Source organism: Bacillus sp. LQ01 (assembly GCF_057624735.1).
Map to the genome: position 1 here is coordinate 118,313 of NZ_JBYEZL010000003.1, position 15,816 is coordinate 134,128.

The 15,816-nt window shown below is 34.7% G+C and carries 16 protein-coding genes and 1 other annotated feature; of the genes, 10 read left to right on the plus strand and 6 right to left on the minus strand.

Annotation, left to right across the window (positions count from 1 at the left end; all coding sequences use genetic code 11):
• Positions 1-147: 147 nt before the first annotated feature.
• The 5 genes from AC22L0_RS21295 to AC22L0_RS21315 all read right to left on the minus strand — a co-directional run bounded on the left by AC22L0_RS21295 (position 148) and on the right by AC22L0_RS21315 (position 3,243).
• Positions 148-288 (minus strand): DUF3985 family protein, encoded by a 141-nt coding sequence (locus AC22L0_RS21295; RefSeq protein WP_000404758.1) that lies wholly within the window; start codon positions 286-288, stop codon positions 148-150.
• Between the two features lie 96 nt (positions 289-384).
• The gene (locus AC22L0_RS21300) at positions 385-1,437 is read right to left on the minus strand and encodes a site-2 protease family protein (RefSeq protein ID WP_118415315.1); all 1,053 of its coding nucleotides are present in this window, start codon (positions 1,435-1,437) and stop codon (positions 385-387) included.
• Between the two features lie 42 nt (positions 1,438-1,479).
• Entirely contained in the window at positions 1,480-2,187 is a 708-nt protein-coding gene (locus tag AC22L0_RS21305) for a DUF3169 family protein (RefSeq protein WP_016110907.1), read from the minus strand.
• Complete coding sequence (locus AC22L0_RS21310; RefSeq protein ID WP_000776168.1) at positions 2,177-2,398, minus strand: helix-turn-helix transcriptional regulator; 222 nt, start codon at positions 2,396-2,398, stop codon at positions 2,177-2,179. Before AC22L0_RS21310 ends, AC22L0_RS21305 begins: the two co-directional genes overlap by 11 nt.
• A gap of 230 nt (positions 2,399-2,628) precedes the next feature.
• Positions 2,629-3,243, minus strand: a complete 615-nt coding sequence (locus AC22L0_RS21315) for a DedA family protein (RefSeq protein WP_000454754.1) — start codon at positions 3,241-3,243, stop codon at positions 2,629-2,631.
• Between the two features lie 401 nt (positions 3,244-3,644).
• Here AC22L0_RS21315 and AC22L0_RS21320 point away from each other — a divergent pair, with 401 nt between their 5' ends.
• From AC22L0_RS21320 to AC22L0_RS21345, 6 genes are all read left to right on the plus strand, one after another.
• On the plus strand, positions 3,645-4,085 hold the full coding sequence (locus AC22L0_RS21320; protein WP_000388768.1) for a DUF3978 family protein: 441 nt from the start codon (positions 3,645-3,647) through the stop codon (positions 4,083-4,085).
• A gap of 30 nt (positions 4,086-4,115) precedes the next feature.
• A complete protein-coding gene (locus tag AC22L0_RS21325) occupies positions 4,116-4,577 on the plus strand; it encodes a L,D-transpeptidase (protein ID WP_000735058.1) in 462 nt (153 codons plus the stop codon).
• Positions 4,578-4,941: 364 nt separating this feature from the next.
• Positions 4,942-5,607, plus strand: coding sequence for a response regulator transcription factor (locus AC22L0_RS21330; protein WP_000148833.1), 666 nt, complete (start codon positions 4,942-4,944; stop codon positions 5,605-5,607).
• Positions 5,585-7,027 carry a sensor histidine kinase gene (locus tag AC22L0_RS21335; protein ID WP_048568695.1) on the plus strand — a complete coding sequence of 481 codons (1,443 nt, stop codon included), beginning with the start codon at positions 5,585-5,587 and terminating at the stop codon, positions 7,025-7,027. The genes AC22L0_RS21330 and AC22L0_RS21335 overlap by 23 nt, the downstream gene beginning before the upstream one ends.
• A gap of 141 nt (positions 7,028-7,168) precedes the next feature.
• Positions 7,169-8,071 (plus strand): EamA family transporter, encoded by a 903-nt coding sequence (locus tag AC22L0_RS21340; RefSeq protein ID WP_048568696.1) that lies wholly within the window; start codon positions 7,169-7,171, stop codon positions 8,069-8,071.
• 67 nt (positions 8,072-8,138) lie between these two features.
• Complete coding sequence (locus AC22L0_RS21345; protein WP_087965463.1) at positions 8,139-8,393, plus strand: hypothetical protein; 255 nt, start codon at positions 8,139-8,141, stop codon at positions 8,391-8,393.
• Positions 8,394-8,434: 41 nt separating this feature from the next.
• Here the strand turns inward: AC22L0_RS21345 and metG are convergent, their stop codons facing one another.
• Positions 8,435-10,069, minus strand: a complete 1,635-nt coding sequence (gene metG, locus AC22L0_RS21350; protein WP_087965461.1) for a methionine--tRNA ligase — start codon at positions 10,067-10,069, stop codon at positions 8,435-8,437.
• A 50-nt stretch (positions 10,070-10,119) separates the two neighbouring features.
• Positions 10,120-10,390, minus strand: a binding site (T-box leader).
• Positions 10,391-10,504: 114 nt separating this feature from the next.
• Between metG and AC22L0_RS21355 the strand changes: the two genes are divergently transcribed.
• The 4 genes from AC22L0_RS21355 to AC22L0_RS21370 all read left to right on the plus strand — a co-directional run bounded on the left by AC22L0_RS21355 (position 10,505) and on the right by AC22L0_RS21370 (position 15,785).
• The gene (locus AC22L0_RS21355; RefSeq protein WP_087965459.1) at positions 10,505-11,323 is read left to right on the plus strand and encodes a class I SAM-dependent methyltransferase; all 819 of its coding nucleotides are present in this window, start codon (positions 10,505-10,507) and stop codon (positions 11,321-11,323) included.
• 413 nt (positions 11,324-11,736) lie between these two features.
• Positions 11,737-13,431, plus strand: a complete 1,695-nt coding sequence (locus AC22L0_RS21360; protein ID WP_087965457.1) for a methyl-accepting chemotaxis protein — start codon at positions 11,737-11,739, stop codon at positions 13,429-13,431.
• 225 nt (positions 13,432-13,656) lie between these two features.
• The gene (locus tag AC22L0_RS21365; RefSeq protein ID WP_016110910.1) at positions 13,657-15,348 is read left to right on the plus strand and encodes a methyl-accepting chemotaxis protein; all 1,692 of its coding nucleotides are present in this window, start codon (positions 13,657-13,659) and stop codon (positions 15,346-15,348) included.
• A gap of 119 nt (positions 15,349-15,467) precedes the next feature.
• Positions 15,468-15,785: a metal-sulfur cluster assembly factor gene (locus AC22L0_RS21370; protein ID WP_000076422.1), complete on the plus strand. Its 318-nt coding sequence runs from the start codon at positions 15,468-15,470 to the stop codon at positions 15,783-15,785.
• The last annotated feature ends 31 nt before the right edge of the window (positions 15,786-15,816 follow it).

Genomic DNA, 15,816 nt, shown 5'->3' on the forward strand with positions numbered 1-15,816 from the left:
CTTCGTATTCACTAAAATATATCAACGATTTTTCAAATATATCGATCATTTCTCCACTTATATCAACGATTTTTTCATTATATCAACGGTTCAACACAAGATATCGATTTAACGACAACCTTCGACACTCGAAACGCACAATATACCCTATCCCCCAAGCAACTTACTGCCGAACTCTACGATTAAAAAGATAATTAATAGGATCGCGAGTATCTTTAATGCTACATATGCCACTTTAAAAACAACATAAATGAGCAAGACTATCAAAATAATTGATAAAATTTCCATATTTACTTCCTCCAAGCTTTGCTCTTCTTATCTCATTTTACTCGCCCCAGGCTATTTATGGAACGGCATAAGATGACATATAAAAAAGAGGATACCTCATCCATCGTAAGATACCCTCACCTTCAACTGCTCAAACCATTCTCTTTCTAATTGTAAATATCCAATCTCACTCTTCTCGGCGCTCTTTAATTCTTTATCAGCTTTCTTCATATAAGTATGGGAAGCTTCTAGATCATTCTCTAAATATTTGATAATTCCTTGTGTACGATAATATCCGTTTAAGTCCATTTTTGTAATAGCCTTTGCATGTTCCTTTGCTTCTTGCAAAGAAAGACTATCCATCTGATAAAGGGCTTTATATAAAAGATACCAACTATGAAAACTGCTAACGAAAAACTTATTTTCTTTCGTTACAGGTAGTTGAACAATTCTTTCTATATACGGTATCGCTCTTTCCATTCCCTCTTGATCTGCACGAGCAAAAAAGACAAGCATAAGTCTACTCATTATCTCTCTTATCCCTTTATTGTCTTTTATTTTCTCCTCACTCAATTCTACTAATCTTTCATCCCAATCTTTCGGTCTTTTATAACTAAATAACTCACTCGATATTTGAATCTCATATAAATGATTTCTAGCTCTTTCATCATCTTTAATTAAAATAAGAAATTGCATCCCATCACTCATAAGCGTTCCTTTTATCGGCACAATTGTAACCGCAAAGATTGCAAAATGGAAAAAGGAAAAATATAAAAGATATTGATAATAACTCACCATGTATATGTAACCGGAAGTAATACCAAACAGTAAACTCGTAATTGGTCCACCTAAAGTGAGCCACGCCCATTTTTTCGAAAGATTCGGTGTCTCTATAGAAGGTGGTACTAGTGTTGCAACGCCTCCAAAGTAAGCCCATAATTTATTTGCTCGAATGCGTAATTTTCCCTTTTCTTTTTGAATAGTAATGGGTCCTACTGTCATAAATTTAAATGTTAAACCACCTATTACACCAAATACTACATGTCCTAGCTCATGAATGGCTAACACTAATAATGAAATTCCAACTATTGCCCATAGGTTCAAAATTACTTCTAATTTCCCAGTTCGGATTACTCCGTATAAAATGGACAGAATTAACGCCACTGTCATTGAGCCAGCTGGCCTTCTTAAAATATCCACCTTTTTCTCCCCTTAATAAATCATTTTCCTTTGCATTTCGTACATGAACTTCCCAAGATGCAATATCCAAATAAATGAGATTAAGCCAATTAATACAAAATCGATATTACTAGCAGCTGTATATATAACGGCAGCCCACCATACATATGCCAATATTGTATTCGTAAATTCATATGCTTTATATCCAGCCTCATGCACAATGTGCTTTAATCCTTCATCTGCGTTTTTCGTCCACATTTTCATAGATTCCATATACGTTACACCTTGTTCAGGATATAGCTTATTATAACGATTTTTTGTTATGAGTCCGATAATTACTACAGTAGTTAAACAAACAATAGAAGCTACTAAATTCCACACCGCAAATGAAACATTTGTATCCTGCAACAGTGCACGTCTACATGTAATAACTGCATATACAAACCATGCCTGCGTCACTATATCACCTACACGTAAATATATACTTATAATGCCTAATTTTCTGCCTTGTACGCTCTCTTCTTCATCGCGTGCCTCTGCTAACATACGTGTATTCTTCCAAGTATAGTACATCATTAAAATTCCAAAAATAGTACATATACCTATAAATGTATTGGATGATAATTTTCTCGGTTCATCCGAGAGTAAATTTAAAGCTATATAAGACGTTAAAAATCCTCCTATCATACTTAATGCTATTTTCCCCACAGAATCAAATTGTTTTTTTCGCTTACTCTTCATCGTCCTCTTCCCCCTCTACTAACGTAAATATTTCCTCCACCGGTACATTGAAAATTTGTGCGATTTTTAACGACAATACGATAGATGGTGCATAATCCCCACGCTCAATTAAACTAATCGTTTGCCGTGATGATCCAATCGCTTTCCCTAAATCCCCTTGTGATAAACGATGCTTTGCTCGCAATTCCCTCACTCGATTTTGAAGCTTCATGTCTTCCCTCTTTTTCATTTATTTAATTAAAATTGTAAATAATATCCTTATATTTGTCAATTATAATTGTCATTACGACTATAATAATTGACAAAATACTTATTTCTTATCCTGTATCAAATTCCTATAAAGAATGTAAAATGTGCATTAAACATAGTCTTAAAAATAAAATAAAAAAGGCAGTGCTTTTGCACTGCCTTCCTAAATTCTGACATAGAATGGATTTCATATTAACTTGCGTTTTGTAGTAATACTCGTTTTAACTGCTTACGGAAACGAATACCCAACGTAACCGCTACAATCACAATAACTCCAAAAATGATTTTACCGATATGACCTTCTAGCACTCCAAAGATATCATGTAAGTTTCCACCTAACCAGTAACCACCGATTAAGAAGAATGATACCCAAAATAGAGCGCCTGAATAAATTGTAATGGCAAAACGACGGAATGGTAAATTAATAATTCCTGCAAAGTATCCTGTGAAATGACGTACACCAGGAATAAAGAAACCAATAAAAATTAGGAAGTACCCATACTTATCAAACCACATTCTCGTTAAGTCAATTTTTCTTTGTGTTAAAAATACGTATTTCCCATACTTTTGAATGAAAGGCATACCTAATTTATTTCCTAAAAAGTATTGAATCGTCATCCCTACACTTGTCCCAATAAAGGATAGAATGATTAAAATCGGTAAACTTAAATCACCCTTATGTGCTAAAAATCCCGCATATGCTAATGTTGGCTCTCCCGGAAACGGAAGTGCAATATATTCTAACAGCAAGCCGACAAGTACAACATAATACCCGTATTGCTGAAATAATTCATGAATCCATTCCATGTCATCTCTCCTTTCAATCACGTACAACTTCTTACTATTATTGTATAAAAAAATTGTCGAAATAACTATCACAATAGCTTACATTTTTATTACATTTTTGTAAGGGTCACACTAATGATTTTCGTTCTTTATTAAATAGTAAAAATTATTTTCCAAGTCGCAATAGCGAAAAGACGCATTAATAACATGCAGATTTTATCCATTTTTTAGCACTAAAAAGGCTCTCTTATTTTGTTCTCAATAAAAAACCATCACAAACTCATGCTAACTTCATATTAGCTTCATATACGTATTGTAAGATTATATCGGAATTTGTTGAAAAATTTAACCAATATATGACTAAGCATTAATTTGAATAAATATAAGTCGTTTTTCGAAATTGAAAAAAGGGTGAATACGAAATGGAAGCATATAAAATGCACGATTTTATTAATACAAATGTTGAATCTCATCAAAATGAAACCGTTTTTAATTTACAAATATGTGAAACAAGTGAATTTGACGTAAGTTTAACAAAATCTACAACACTATCTTTTATCGTTTCAAAAAAGAATATTAAAATTGTCACGAAAAAATGGATTAATTCAAATCAAGAAAGCATGATTGGCAAAAGCTACATCATTCCAACAAAAGCTTTTCACTATTTCTTACCAATCATTTCTGAAAATGAAGATGAGCTAAATATTCAAGTTCAAAGTTTTGGACTACGTGGTGAGCTTTTATTAAATGAAAGATTACTTATTGATAACAACAAACACAACAGCAAAATCACTACATTCTTTGAAACATTAGATGAAAATGTAAATAAAGCATTACGAGGATTACAACTTCATTGTATGTAAGACTATTACGATAGTAAAAGGAGAATAACAATGAAAAAATTATTATTAAGCGCACTATTATCATTAGGATTTTTAACTCTTCCATTCGCTAGTGCAGAGGCAGCTACAACGAAAGATCAATTAATCGTAGACACTCAGTTAAATAAAATGGATTATTATCAGGATGGAAAATTTATAAAAAGTTTTACTGTCGCTACTGGAAAAGCTGCAACACCTACACCTAAAGGCACTTTTCAAATCGTAAATAAAATTAAAAACCGCCCTTATTATACAGGAAAAATTAAAGGCGGCGATCCACGTAATCCACTTGGTGACCGTTGGCTCGGATTAAATATGGCAGGAACTTACGGAACAACTTATGCGATTCACGGAACTAACAATAATCAAGCAATCGGCAAATGGACAACACTTGGTTGTATTCGTATGTATAACAATGATATACACTGGTTATTTGAGCGCGTTCAGCAGCAAGCTACTGTCACTGTAAAATAGCCTAAAAACAAGATTTATGTGTAGCCAAGAATTTTATGTCTTGGCTTATTTTATTTATTCATTTACAGTAGCAAAACAACTGTATTTACATATATAATAGGAATAGATTTGATTAGCTAATATCTAAACATTGATAAACGTAGATATTAAAATTATACAGTTATAATATTTTATAAATTTTATAATACATACTATAATAGAACTACTGTAATTCTGAATTATTCAGTAACACTAAACTATTCCCCTTGCTACCTTCATGATTATTTTATAGCGGGGGCTTATTATATGTATAAACAATCTGAGTCACTCGAAAAATGATGAATTCGAATATTGCAGTAAAAAGCGTTATTTAGGAGGTGTTACTATGACGCATATACTGGTGATTGAAGACAACCCAGATATACAAGAACTGATTCGTGAATTTCTAATGGCACAAAACTTTACCGTTGATGTAGTTGGTGCCGGAACAGAAGGTATTCTTCTTTTCCAAAAAAATTCATACGATCTTGTCCTCCTCGATGTAATGTTACCAGATATAGATGGCTATAGTATTTGTAAAATTATGCGAGGACAATCTGATGTACCAATCATTATGTTAACAGGCTTACATAATGAAGAAAGTGAAATTAAAGGATTTGAGTTAGGTATTGATGACTATATTACGAAACCGTTCCATTACACTGTATTTATTAAGCGTGTAGAGGCTGTATTAAGAAGGGCAGCAACGAAGGAAGCAGAAGCTGCAACTATACTACAATTCCATGAATTGATGTTAAACTCTACAGCATATGCAGCTTATGTTCATGGTAATCAAATTGAATTGACAACAAAAGAATTTGAAATTATTTATACTTTACTGCAAAATCGAGGAAAAGTATTATCAAGAAGTGATTTGTTGAATAAGGTATGGGGCTATGAACATTATGGTGATGTAAGAGTTATAGATACACATATTAAAAACTTAAGAAAAAAATTAGGAATTCCTTATATTAAAACGGTGAAAGGCATTGGCTACAAAATCGAATCGTAGCAAAGACAACATCACCAAAAATATTTTCATCAAAACCTTATTATTTTGTATTCTTTTATCACTTTGTCTTTATCAAATTATTTACTTTCTAGCTTCAAACTACGATAAAGAACGTTTTGCGAAAGAAAATGGAACGCCGACTACAGAACAGGCCGATTCAGATAAGCAAAACGACGGAAGTAAAACGAAGCAAAATAAAGCTGTGTCAAAGGGGAGTATTTCTAATTTCCAATCTTCTATTATAGATTATAAATCTCTTTCTACAGCTATCAATCACCTTTTGCAGCCTAGCCAAACTGCAAAGGCAAAAGAACATACACAAAATCTTTCGGGGAAAAATAGCACTTCTAATCCGCCTACAGAAGCAGAAAAGAAAGCCGCTAATAATGATGCCTTACATACACAAAATGCAGCAAGTAAAACAAATGATACAAATGATAATCCAAAGTTAGCAGATGCGTTGCAGCAATTAGCTCCACATATTGGCGCGACAATGCTTGCATTATCACTACTCGGATCATTAATTTATACAAAACTAATTGCCAAACCTTTTCAATATATGAGTGATGCTTTAAAAGATATTATGAATCTTGATTTCTCCGATAAAAAGCTACTTAACAAAAATACAGATCAAACAGATTTTAATTTGCAAGTAGCTGCTTCACAAGTACCAAATATTGTGAAGAATTTACATGCAAGCAATCAAGATTTAAGAAACGAGCTCAAGAAGGAACAACAATTAGAACAATCTCGTAAAGAATTTATGTCTATGGTGTCCCATGAATTAAAAACACCAATCGCAGCCGTCATGGGACAACTAGATGGCATGATTCACGGAATTGGAGCTTATAAAGATAGAGATAAGTATTTGAAACGTTCCTACGAGATGATGCAAGACATTAACATATTAACGGAAAAAATGTCGGAATTATCCAAAATACAAAACCCTCAATTTAAACCGAATTTAGAAGTCATTTCTTTATCTAATATTATTGAGGATGTTATGAAGAAAGTAGATTACTTTGTATCTGTAAAACAATTAAATGTACAATCTAATATTAAACACGACGTACAAATTTTAGCTGATCCTAAATTTATTCAAACTGCTATTTTTAACATTATTTCAAATGCAATTCATTATACAATTGACCATCAGCACGTATATATAAAGCTTTATGAAAAACCAAATGGTTACGCATTAGAAGTATTAAATACAGGTTCACAAATTGATGAAGATAAACTTGCTCATTTATTTGAGCCTTTCTATCGCGCAAATCCTGATAAACACGGGTTAGTACAAGGTAGTGGTCTTGGATTATATATCGTGAAACAAATATTAGATAAACATCAGTTTCCTTACGGGATACAAAACACAGCTCAAGGTGTAAAATGCTCCATTGTATTCCCAAAAGCAATGTAACATTCACTATAATTACATACCCCAAACTCATACTTCATGTGTGAGTGGCGGAATTTTGTAGAGTGTCTTACTCTGTTTCGTTCGCCCGTTATCCTTATTTGGATAGCGGGCGTTTTTTATTACTTAAAAGGAGGATTTTTTATGGAAAAGTTTAAATATTCATTGCTCGTTTTATTCGGTGCTTGCAGCTACGGCATACTTTCAACTATTTTCAAACTCGGATTCATAAATGGATTTTCAGCACATCAACTCCTAGGGGGACAATATGTCTTCGGATGGATTGGACTATTTCTACTCGTTCTTTTCTTTTCACATCATAAAGTAACAAAAAAACAATTTTTTTCATTACTAACCGTCGGAACAACAATGAGTATGACTGGGATTTTTTATGCTATTTCTGTAGAAGAACTACCCGCATCTATCGCTGTCGTCCTACTCTTTCAGTTCACTTGGATTGGTGTCATTATCGAAGCCATTGCAAATCGAACATTTCCAAGCCGCGATAAGATCATATCTATCCTTATTTTATTTGCTGGTACATTGTTTGCAGGTGGTGTATTTGAAGGCCTCGGACAAAGTTTTTCTACGAAAGGGATTATCTTTGGGCTATTAGCTGCGGTCTCTTTTTCATTCTATGTTTTTGCAAGCGGGCGCGTCGCTACGGATGTTCCGCCTTATACGAAAAGCTTTCTTATGACAACAAGTGCTACTCTTATCGTATGCCTATTCTTTCCGCCAACCTTTTTAACAGACGGTGCTTTGCAAGCTGGCCTATGGAAATATGCTTTCTTCCTCGGCTTGTTCGGTGTTGTCGTACCTGTCATTTGTTTTTCAATCGGTGTACCAAAGGTTGGAACAGGGCTTAGTACGATATTAGGTGCAGCTGAATTACCAACTGCTATTATTGCTTCAATTACACTTGTACATGAAGTCGTAACGTTCATGCAGTGGATTGGAATTATTTTTATATTGGTTGGGATCTTCACTCCTCAGCTGCTTACGGCTAGGAAAGAAAGGAAACACAATCGCGTGCACAGCGCTTGAAAAAATACAGAATTTATATAAAAGATATAACTGCAATTAAAATAAGTAAATTTATCTGGAGGTATAAATGACTATTTTAAGCATCGTATTTTTTGCTATTATGTGTTTCTTCTTCCTAATAAGATATATGAAAGAAAAGAAATTTTACGATTTACTTCTCGTTCCCGTTTGTATATATGCAGGAGCAGTGAAAACTCCTTTCGTAGAGTACTTAAACTTTAATACTACATTTAAAATAACGTATGATATTGCAGCTATTATTCTTGTAATCCTTGCTGTACTTTTCTTTTTGAAAGATAAGAAAGAGAATCATACTGCATAACAAAAGACCTTTCATTTACTTGAAAGGTCTTTTTCTCTATCTCATTTTACCGCTCCATACAGCTTCTCTATCTCATGCTCAATTTGTTTTACATCGATTCGCTCAAATAATGGCTGCACGCTATCAATTCTACTTGGCAACGTATTTTGCGGTTCCCAATTTCGGTTCACAATTGACAATGTGTTTCGAACTCTTTCACTTGAAAATGGTAAAAATGGTTCAAGGAGATGGGCAAAATTAGCGATAAGATACACACAGTTATAAATCGTTTCTTCACATGAAACTGGATCATCTTCTCTTTGTTTCCAAGGCTGCTTTTCATCAAAATATTTATTTACAAAACGTACTGTATCAAATATTGTTTCTAGCGCCACCTTAAATTTAGTTTGCTCAATCGCCTCTCCTACACGCTTATATAATCCTTCTACTTTATCTTTCAGCTCTACCTCAATACTTCCCTTCGGCACGATACCACCATAATATTTTTCGATAAACTTTAATGTCCGGTTCACAAAGTTCCCGTATGCACCTAATAATTCACTATTATGACTGTAAATAAATTCCCGCCATGAAAAATCAGTATCGCGATTTTCTGGTGCGTTGACGGTTAAAAAGTAACGAATAGAATCTGGATCATAGCGTTCTAATATGTCAGGCACCCATACTGCCCAGTTTTTACTTGTAGATAATTTTCTTTTTTCAACTGTTAAATATTCATTCGAAACGATATGACGCGGGATTGCTTCCTCCCCTATTCCAAGTAATACCGCTGGCCAAATGACGGAATGAAACGGAATATTATCCTTTCCGTGCACATAATATGTTTTCGCTTCGCTATCCCAAAACTCTTGATCATCTTTCCCTGTTTCTTCAGCCCAATGTTTACTCGCTGAATAATAGCCTGTCACTGCTTCAATCCATACGTAAATTTTCTTATCTTCATACCCTTCTACTGGAATTGGTACCCCAATTGGTAAATCACGTGATACGGCCCTATCTAGTAATCCTTCCTTTACATATCTCTCTGTTAGTTGAATCGCATTGTCGCGCCATGTCCCTGTTTGTTTGGCAATTTCTACAGCTCTTTTAATTTGCTGCTGAAATGTATGCAATGCAAAATAGAAATGCTCTGTTTCCTCTACAGATGGCGTACTACCACATAACTTACATTTCTTTTCTAACAAATCGAGAGGATCTAAAATAGCAGAACAAGCATCGCATTGATCTCCTCTTGCTGCTTCATGGCAATGTGGACATATTCCTTCTACATAACGATCCGGTAAAAACTGTGTACACGTTTCACAATACGCTTGTTCCACTGTTTTTTTATAAATATGCCCTTCTTCTAATAAACGTAAAAAAACATTTTGAACCGTTTCATGATGGTGCTCACTATCTGTACGTGTATAACAATCATAAGTAAAACCAAGGCTACGAAAACATCGCTGGAACTCTTCATGATACTTATCAGCAATTTCTTTCGCTGTCACACCTTCTTGTTTTGCTCTAATTGCAATCGGTGTTCCATTACAATCACTCCCTGAAACATACAGCACATTCTCACCTTTTGCCCTGTAATAACGCGCTAAAATATCTCCAGGTAACAAACTCGCAATATGGCCAAGGTGTAACGAACCATTTGCATACGGCCAAGCGCCTCCAATAAAAATACTCATCTTACATTCCTCCTTTTAAATATAAAAAGCCCCGCCCTTATCTTAAAAAAGATAAGGGCGGGGCTGTATAAACAGTCGCGGTACCACCTTATTTCGCCAATTACTCACATAATTAGCCTTAACAAGTACGGAGCTATGTGCTCTTATACTGTGGTTTTGATAACGAGTACCAACTCTCGTCGCCGCCTACTATTATCATTTGATAAGTTCAGGACGAAGCTCAAAGGCCATTGTTCAAATGAATATTCTTGCTTCTTCTCAGCTACCGAAGCTCTCTGGAAAGAATGTGTTCATCCTACTTTTCCTTTTCAACGCTTTTACGTATAACAAGTATTGTACGACTTAATCACAGAAAAATCAAACTTTTATCCAGAAAGAAAAGGAAATCCCATCCCCCTGCCGAATAACTATACGTTCACAAAAGGAGTGATAACATTGAACCAAAAACAACTAAGCACTATAAATGAAAAAAGCTGGAATACAGCTGCTTATGAAGCTTGGACGAATCGCCACGGGGCACCAGCTGATTATGCGAAAAAAATCATGAAAGATCCCACGCGCGAAGTAGCACATTATTTACCTTACATAAAATCCCCAAAAGGAAAATGTATTATTAATTTACTCGGCTCAAAAGGAAATAAAGCTGTCGCACTCGCTCTTTTAGGAGCTGACGTAACAGTTGTTGATATTTCAGCAAGTAATGCAAAATATGCAAATGAACTTGCGGACGCAGCAGATGTCTCTATCCAGTATGTCGTTTCTGATGTATTAAATGTACAGCTCTCCGAATCATTTGATATCGTATTGCTGGAACTTGGTGTACTCCATTACTTTCTAGATTTAAAACCACTTTTCACAACAATCTCTCAACTACTAAAGCCCGGTGGAATACTTATCCTTCGCGATTACCATCCAATATACACAAAGCTATTAGGAGTAGACCATCCATCATTTCGAGCAAGTGGAAATTATTTCGATGAAGAATTAATTGAAGATGATGTTGCTTATAGCATCCTTCTTACAGAAGCACAGAAAGAATCGCTACCTAAAACAACCATCCGTCGCTGGACGTTAGGAGAAATTATTACAACACTCGCGGAAGAACATTTTAAAATTGAAAAACTAGTTGAAGAACACGGACCTCATCAAAGATGGCTCTTCCCTTCTACTGCACCGGAAGGAATCGAAGAACGTATCCCTGGTCTATATACAATAATTGCGACAGCATGCAAAAAAGGATCCCTTCACGGATAGGATCCTTTTTGCATGCTCACGCATATAAGTTGAGGTTGGAGATTACCATAATTCTGTAGAATAGGACACAAGATATTTCAACATTTCGTCTCTGACTTACGTCGTCAAAAAGGGGTATGACCAACATAACGAAGAGTAATGTTTTAGTTGATACTGATAATCGTTATCAACTAATTAGAAGTATACATGATGGCATTTCAAATTTCAATAGCATTTCTAATATTTATTTATGAATTTTATGATATGCAAATGTATACATTTTAAGAACTTTTTCTAATACCAATCTGACTCCTTCCATTATCTGCTATAATTTTCATTGAACAGATTAATAACTTCATAATAATGTTTTTATTAATTTTGTTTTAAATATCCATAAATCATAATAAACAGTTTAAATGAGAGTAGGGGTAACGATGAAATATGTTAGTATTCGAAAAAAACTACTGTTCACACTCTTAAGCATTTCTTCTTTATTTAGCATTGCTCTTATAGTTATTCTTTCATTCGCCATGAATCAAGCAAGTGAAATCGAAACGTTAAAAAATGATGTATCAAAAAGAGCGACGATTTTAAAAGAACGTGGCGATTGGTTCCAAGCACAAGTTGCTGGTTTACAAGAATATTTACTATCACATGATCAAAAAGGATTAGATAAGTTCAACCGAGAAGGGAAAAAATTAGCTGATACTAGAGAGAAAGTAACAAGTGACAAGAAGCTCCCAGAAGGAATGAAAGAAGCTATTTTAATGGGGGGAAAATGGCGTAGCGTCATAGATAATGAGGTACTACCTCTTGCTCGTGAAGGAAAATGGGACGAAGCATCCAAAATTGCTTTAGCACAAACAGATTATGTAAATGATCTTTTAGATCGTTTTAATAAATATACAAATGAAGAGAATGAGAAACGTGACGCATTAATTGCTGACGTCGAGTCTTCTTCATCACTTATTCAATATATTATTTTCTTCTCACTCATTACATGTACATTAACGTCTATTTTATTAGCATGGTGGTTCTCTGGTAAACTCGTTAAACCAATTCGACAAATTGATGAGAAGTTAAAAGAATTAGCTTCTCAAGATGGAGATTTAACGGCTAGATTACACGTAACAAGTAAAGATGAAATAGGTGACATTGCAAATTCCTTTAATCAAATGCTCACTAACTTACAGCATATAATAAAACAAGTTCAACAAACATCAACAAGTGTAAAAGAAGCTTCCGAAAATGTATTTATCGAAACGACTGCTTCTATGGAAAATACCGCAAGGACCCAAGAAACTATGAATGCTCTTGAACACAATATTCGTTCACAAGTTTCTAGCATTGAAGAAAGTTCAACTGCAATGGATGACATGGCAACGAGTGTTCAGCGTATCGCTGAGTCCGCCTCTTCTGTTACTAGTTTAGCTGTTACAACTTCAGAAAAAGCAGATGATGGGAATAAAGTCATTGAGAAATCTATTACACAAATGCACACAATTAACGAAGCTGTTAACGCTACATCACAAGTAGTTGAGCGACTCATTACACATACAAATCATATCGATACTGCACTTCAATCTATTTCGAATATCGCCGAGCAAACAAATTTACTCGCTTTAAATGCTTCTATTGAAGCAGCTCGTGCTGGTGAACATGGAAAAGGATTCGCTGTTGTTGCTGATGAAGTTCGAAAACTTGCTGAACAATCTCAACTAGCCGCAACTGACATTAACCATTTACTGCATCAAATTCAAGCCGATACTAAAATAGCAAATGACATGATGACACAAGGTCAAGCAGAAGCTTCTGAAGGAATTACTGTTATTCGTACTGCCGGATCTTCATTCTCAGAAATTGTTAACCACATTAACAAAGTCTCTACGCGAATGCAAGAAATGTCTGCAACTGCTGAAGAGATGGCTGCAAGCTCTGAAGAAATGAACGCAGCTTTAAATAATATCGCCTCTATTTCAAATGAAGTTGCTGCAGAAACATTACAAACAGCACATTCAGCTGGTGATCAAGTAAACAAAATGAGTATCGTGGCTAACAAATCATCTGAAATGAAAACAATCGTACAAGAACTTGAAGTTCTCGTCTCTCATTTCAAAACAAACGCTTAAAGTGAACCTTTCGCTTGTAATGACACAAGCCCAAAGGTATAGGAAAGAAAATTTTACAGTCTCTCTTTTTTCAATTTAAAATATCTCTTTCTATCTCTCATTCCGTCTGCTATAATTCCTAAAGGAAATAAGAAAGCTTTATTCCAACTGGAGTAAAGCTTTCTTTCAATTTTTTACATTTATTAATTCTAATACTAAGATTTCACAAAGGAGGCTTTTAATCATATGAATTTTGTAAGTATCAGAAAAAAACTTATGTTCATGATGGGAACGATTTGCGCTTTATTTGGCATCGCCTTAGCTTTTATTTTATTTTTTGCTATTGACCAATCTCGTAAAGCTGAAACATTACAAAAAGAAATTTCTCCACTGGCAACAGAATTGAAAGAACGTGGAGACGCTTATCAAGTACAGCTATCTGCTTTAAGAGGTTATTTACTACAACATGATCAAGTCGAATTAGACAAGTTTAATGAGATGAGTAAACGTCTTGAAGATTCAAAAGATAAACTTCTTTCTAATCCAAATCTTTCTTCGTCCGTAAAAAGTACAATGGAATTAGGGTCTACTTGGAGAAAGTTCGTTGAAGAAAAAGTATTCACTCTTGCAAAAGAACAAAAATGGGAAGAAGCTTTACAAGTAGCTTCTTCAGAAAACGGAACGGTCTATAAAGTAATTGGTGACTTCACAAATTACAGTAATGAACAAGCTAAATTACGTGAACAATCTATTGAACAAATTGATCAATCTTCACTAGGAATTGAATATGCAGTCTTTCTATCACTTGTTATTTGTATTGTCGTTGCAATTATTCTTGCATGGTGGTTCTCTGGTAAACTTGTGAAACCAATTCAACAAATTGATACAAAACTAAAAGAATTAGCCTCTCAAGAAGGTGACTTAACGGCACGTCTACAAGTAAATAGCAACGATGAAATCGGTGCTATCGCAACATCATTTAATAAAATGTTAGAAAACCTACAACATATCATTAATCGCGTTCAAAAAACATCAGTGGAAGTACAAACCGCTTCTGAAAATATGCTAGAAAAAACGAATACATCACGTGAGGCGACATTAAGAGTCCAAAGCTCGATGTCCAACTTAAATGCAAGTATTCAATCACAAACTTCTAGTATGGAAGAAAGTTCAACTGCAATGGACGATATGGCAGTAAGTGTTCAGCGTATTGCTGAATCTGCTTCATCTGTAGCGGAACTTGCTGTTGCCACATCTGAACATGCTAGCGATGGAAGTACCGTTATCCAAAAATCTGTTTCACAAATGACAACAATACACGAAGCTGTAAATGCTACGTCAGAAGTGGTTGAACGTCTAATCACTCATACGAAATATATTGATACTGCTGTACAATCTATTTCTAATATTGCTGAGCAAACAAACTTACTTGCTTTAAATGCTTCTATTGAGGCTGCTCGTGCTGGCGAGCAAGGAAAAGGATTTGCTGTCGTAGCTGACGAAGTTCGAAAACTTGCTGAACAATCTAAAACAGCTGCAACAGACATTAATCAATTACTACATCAAATTCAAAATGATACAGAAACTGCTAGCTCTATGATGTCTCAAGGCCGTTCTGAAGCATTTGAAGGTATCAATGTTATTCGTGAAGCTGGTACTTCTTTCACAACAATTGTGGAACAAGTAAATAAAGTATCTACTCAAATGCAAGATATATCAGCAACTGCTGAAGAAATGGCTGCAAGTGCTGAAGAAATGAATGCTTCACTTAATAACATCGCTTCTATCTCTACTGAAGTATCCAGCGAAACTGCCGCAACGGCACAATCTGCTGAACAGAAAGTTATTGTTATGAATGAAATGACAGTAACTGCTAGAAAAATGAAACAAACAGTTGAAGAGTTAGATCAGCTCGTATCTCATTTTAAAACAGAATAGATGTTCAAAAAATATCCCTCTTGCGAAGAGGGATATTTTTTTGAGCTCATTTCCTGCACATTATGCTCATTTCCGTTATAATGAGAATCGATATCATTAAAGTGTAGGAGGGGCTGCTTATGTCACAAGAAGCATTTGAAAATAAATTACTTGCCAATTTAGAAGCTGTTATTGACCCTGAACTAGGTGTTGATATCGTTAATCTTGGATTAGTTTATGATGTTACAGCAGATGAAAATAATAATGCTGTCATTACGATGACTATGACTTCTATCGGTTGTCCAATGGCTGGGCAAATCGTATCAGACGTTAAAAAAGTATTATCAACAAACGTACCTGAAGTTAATGAAATAGAAGTAAATGTCGTTTGGAATCCACCGTGGTCGAAAGAACGTATGTCACGTATGGCGAAAATCGCATTAGGTATTCGCGACTAAATAAAGTGGAAATTTCATCATTTGCGGATAG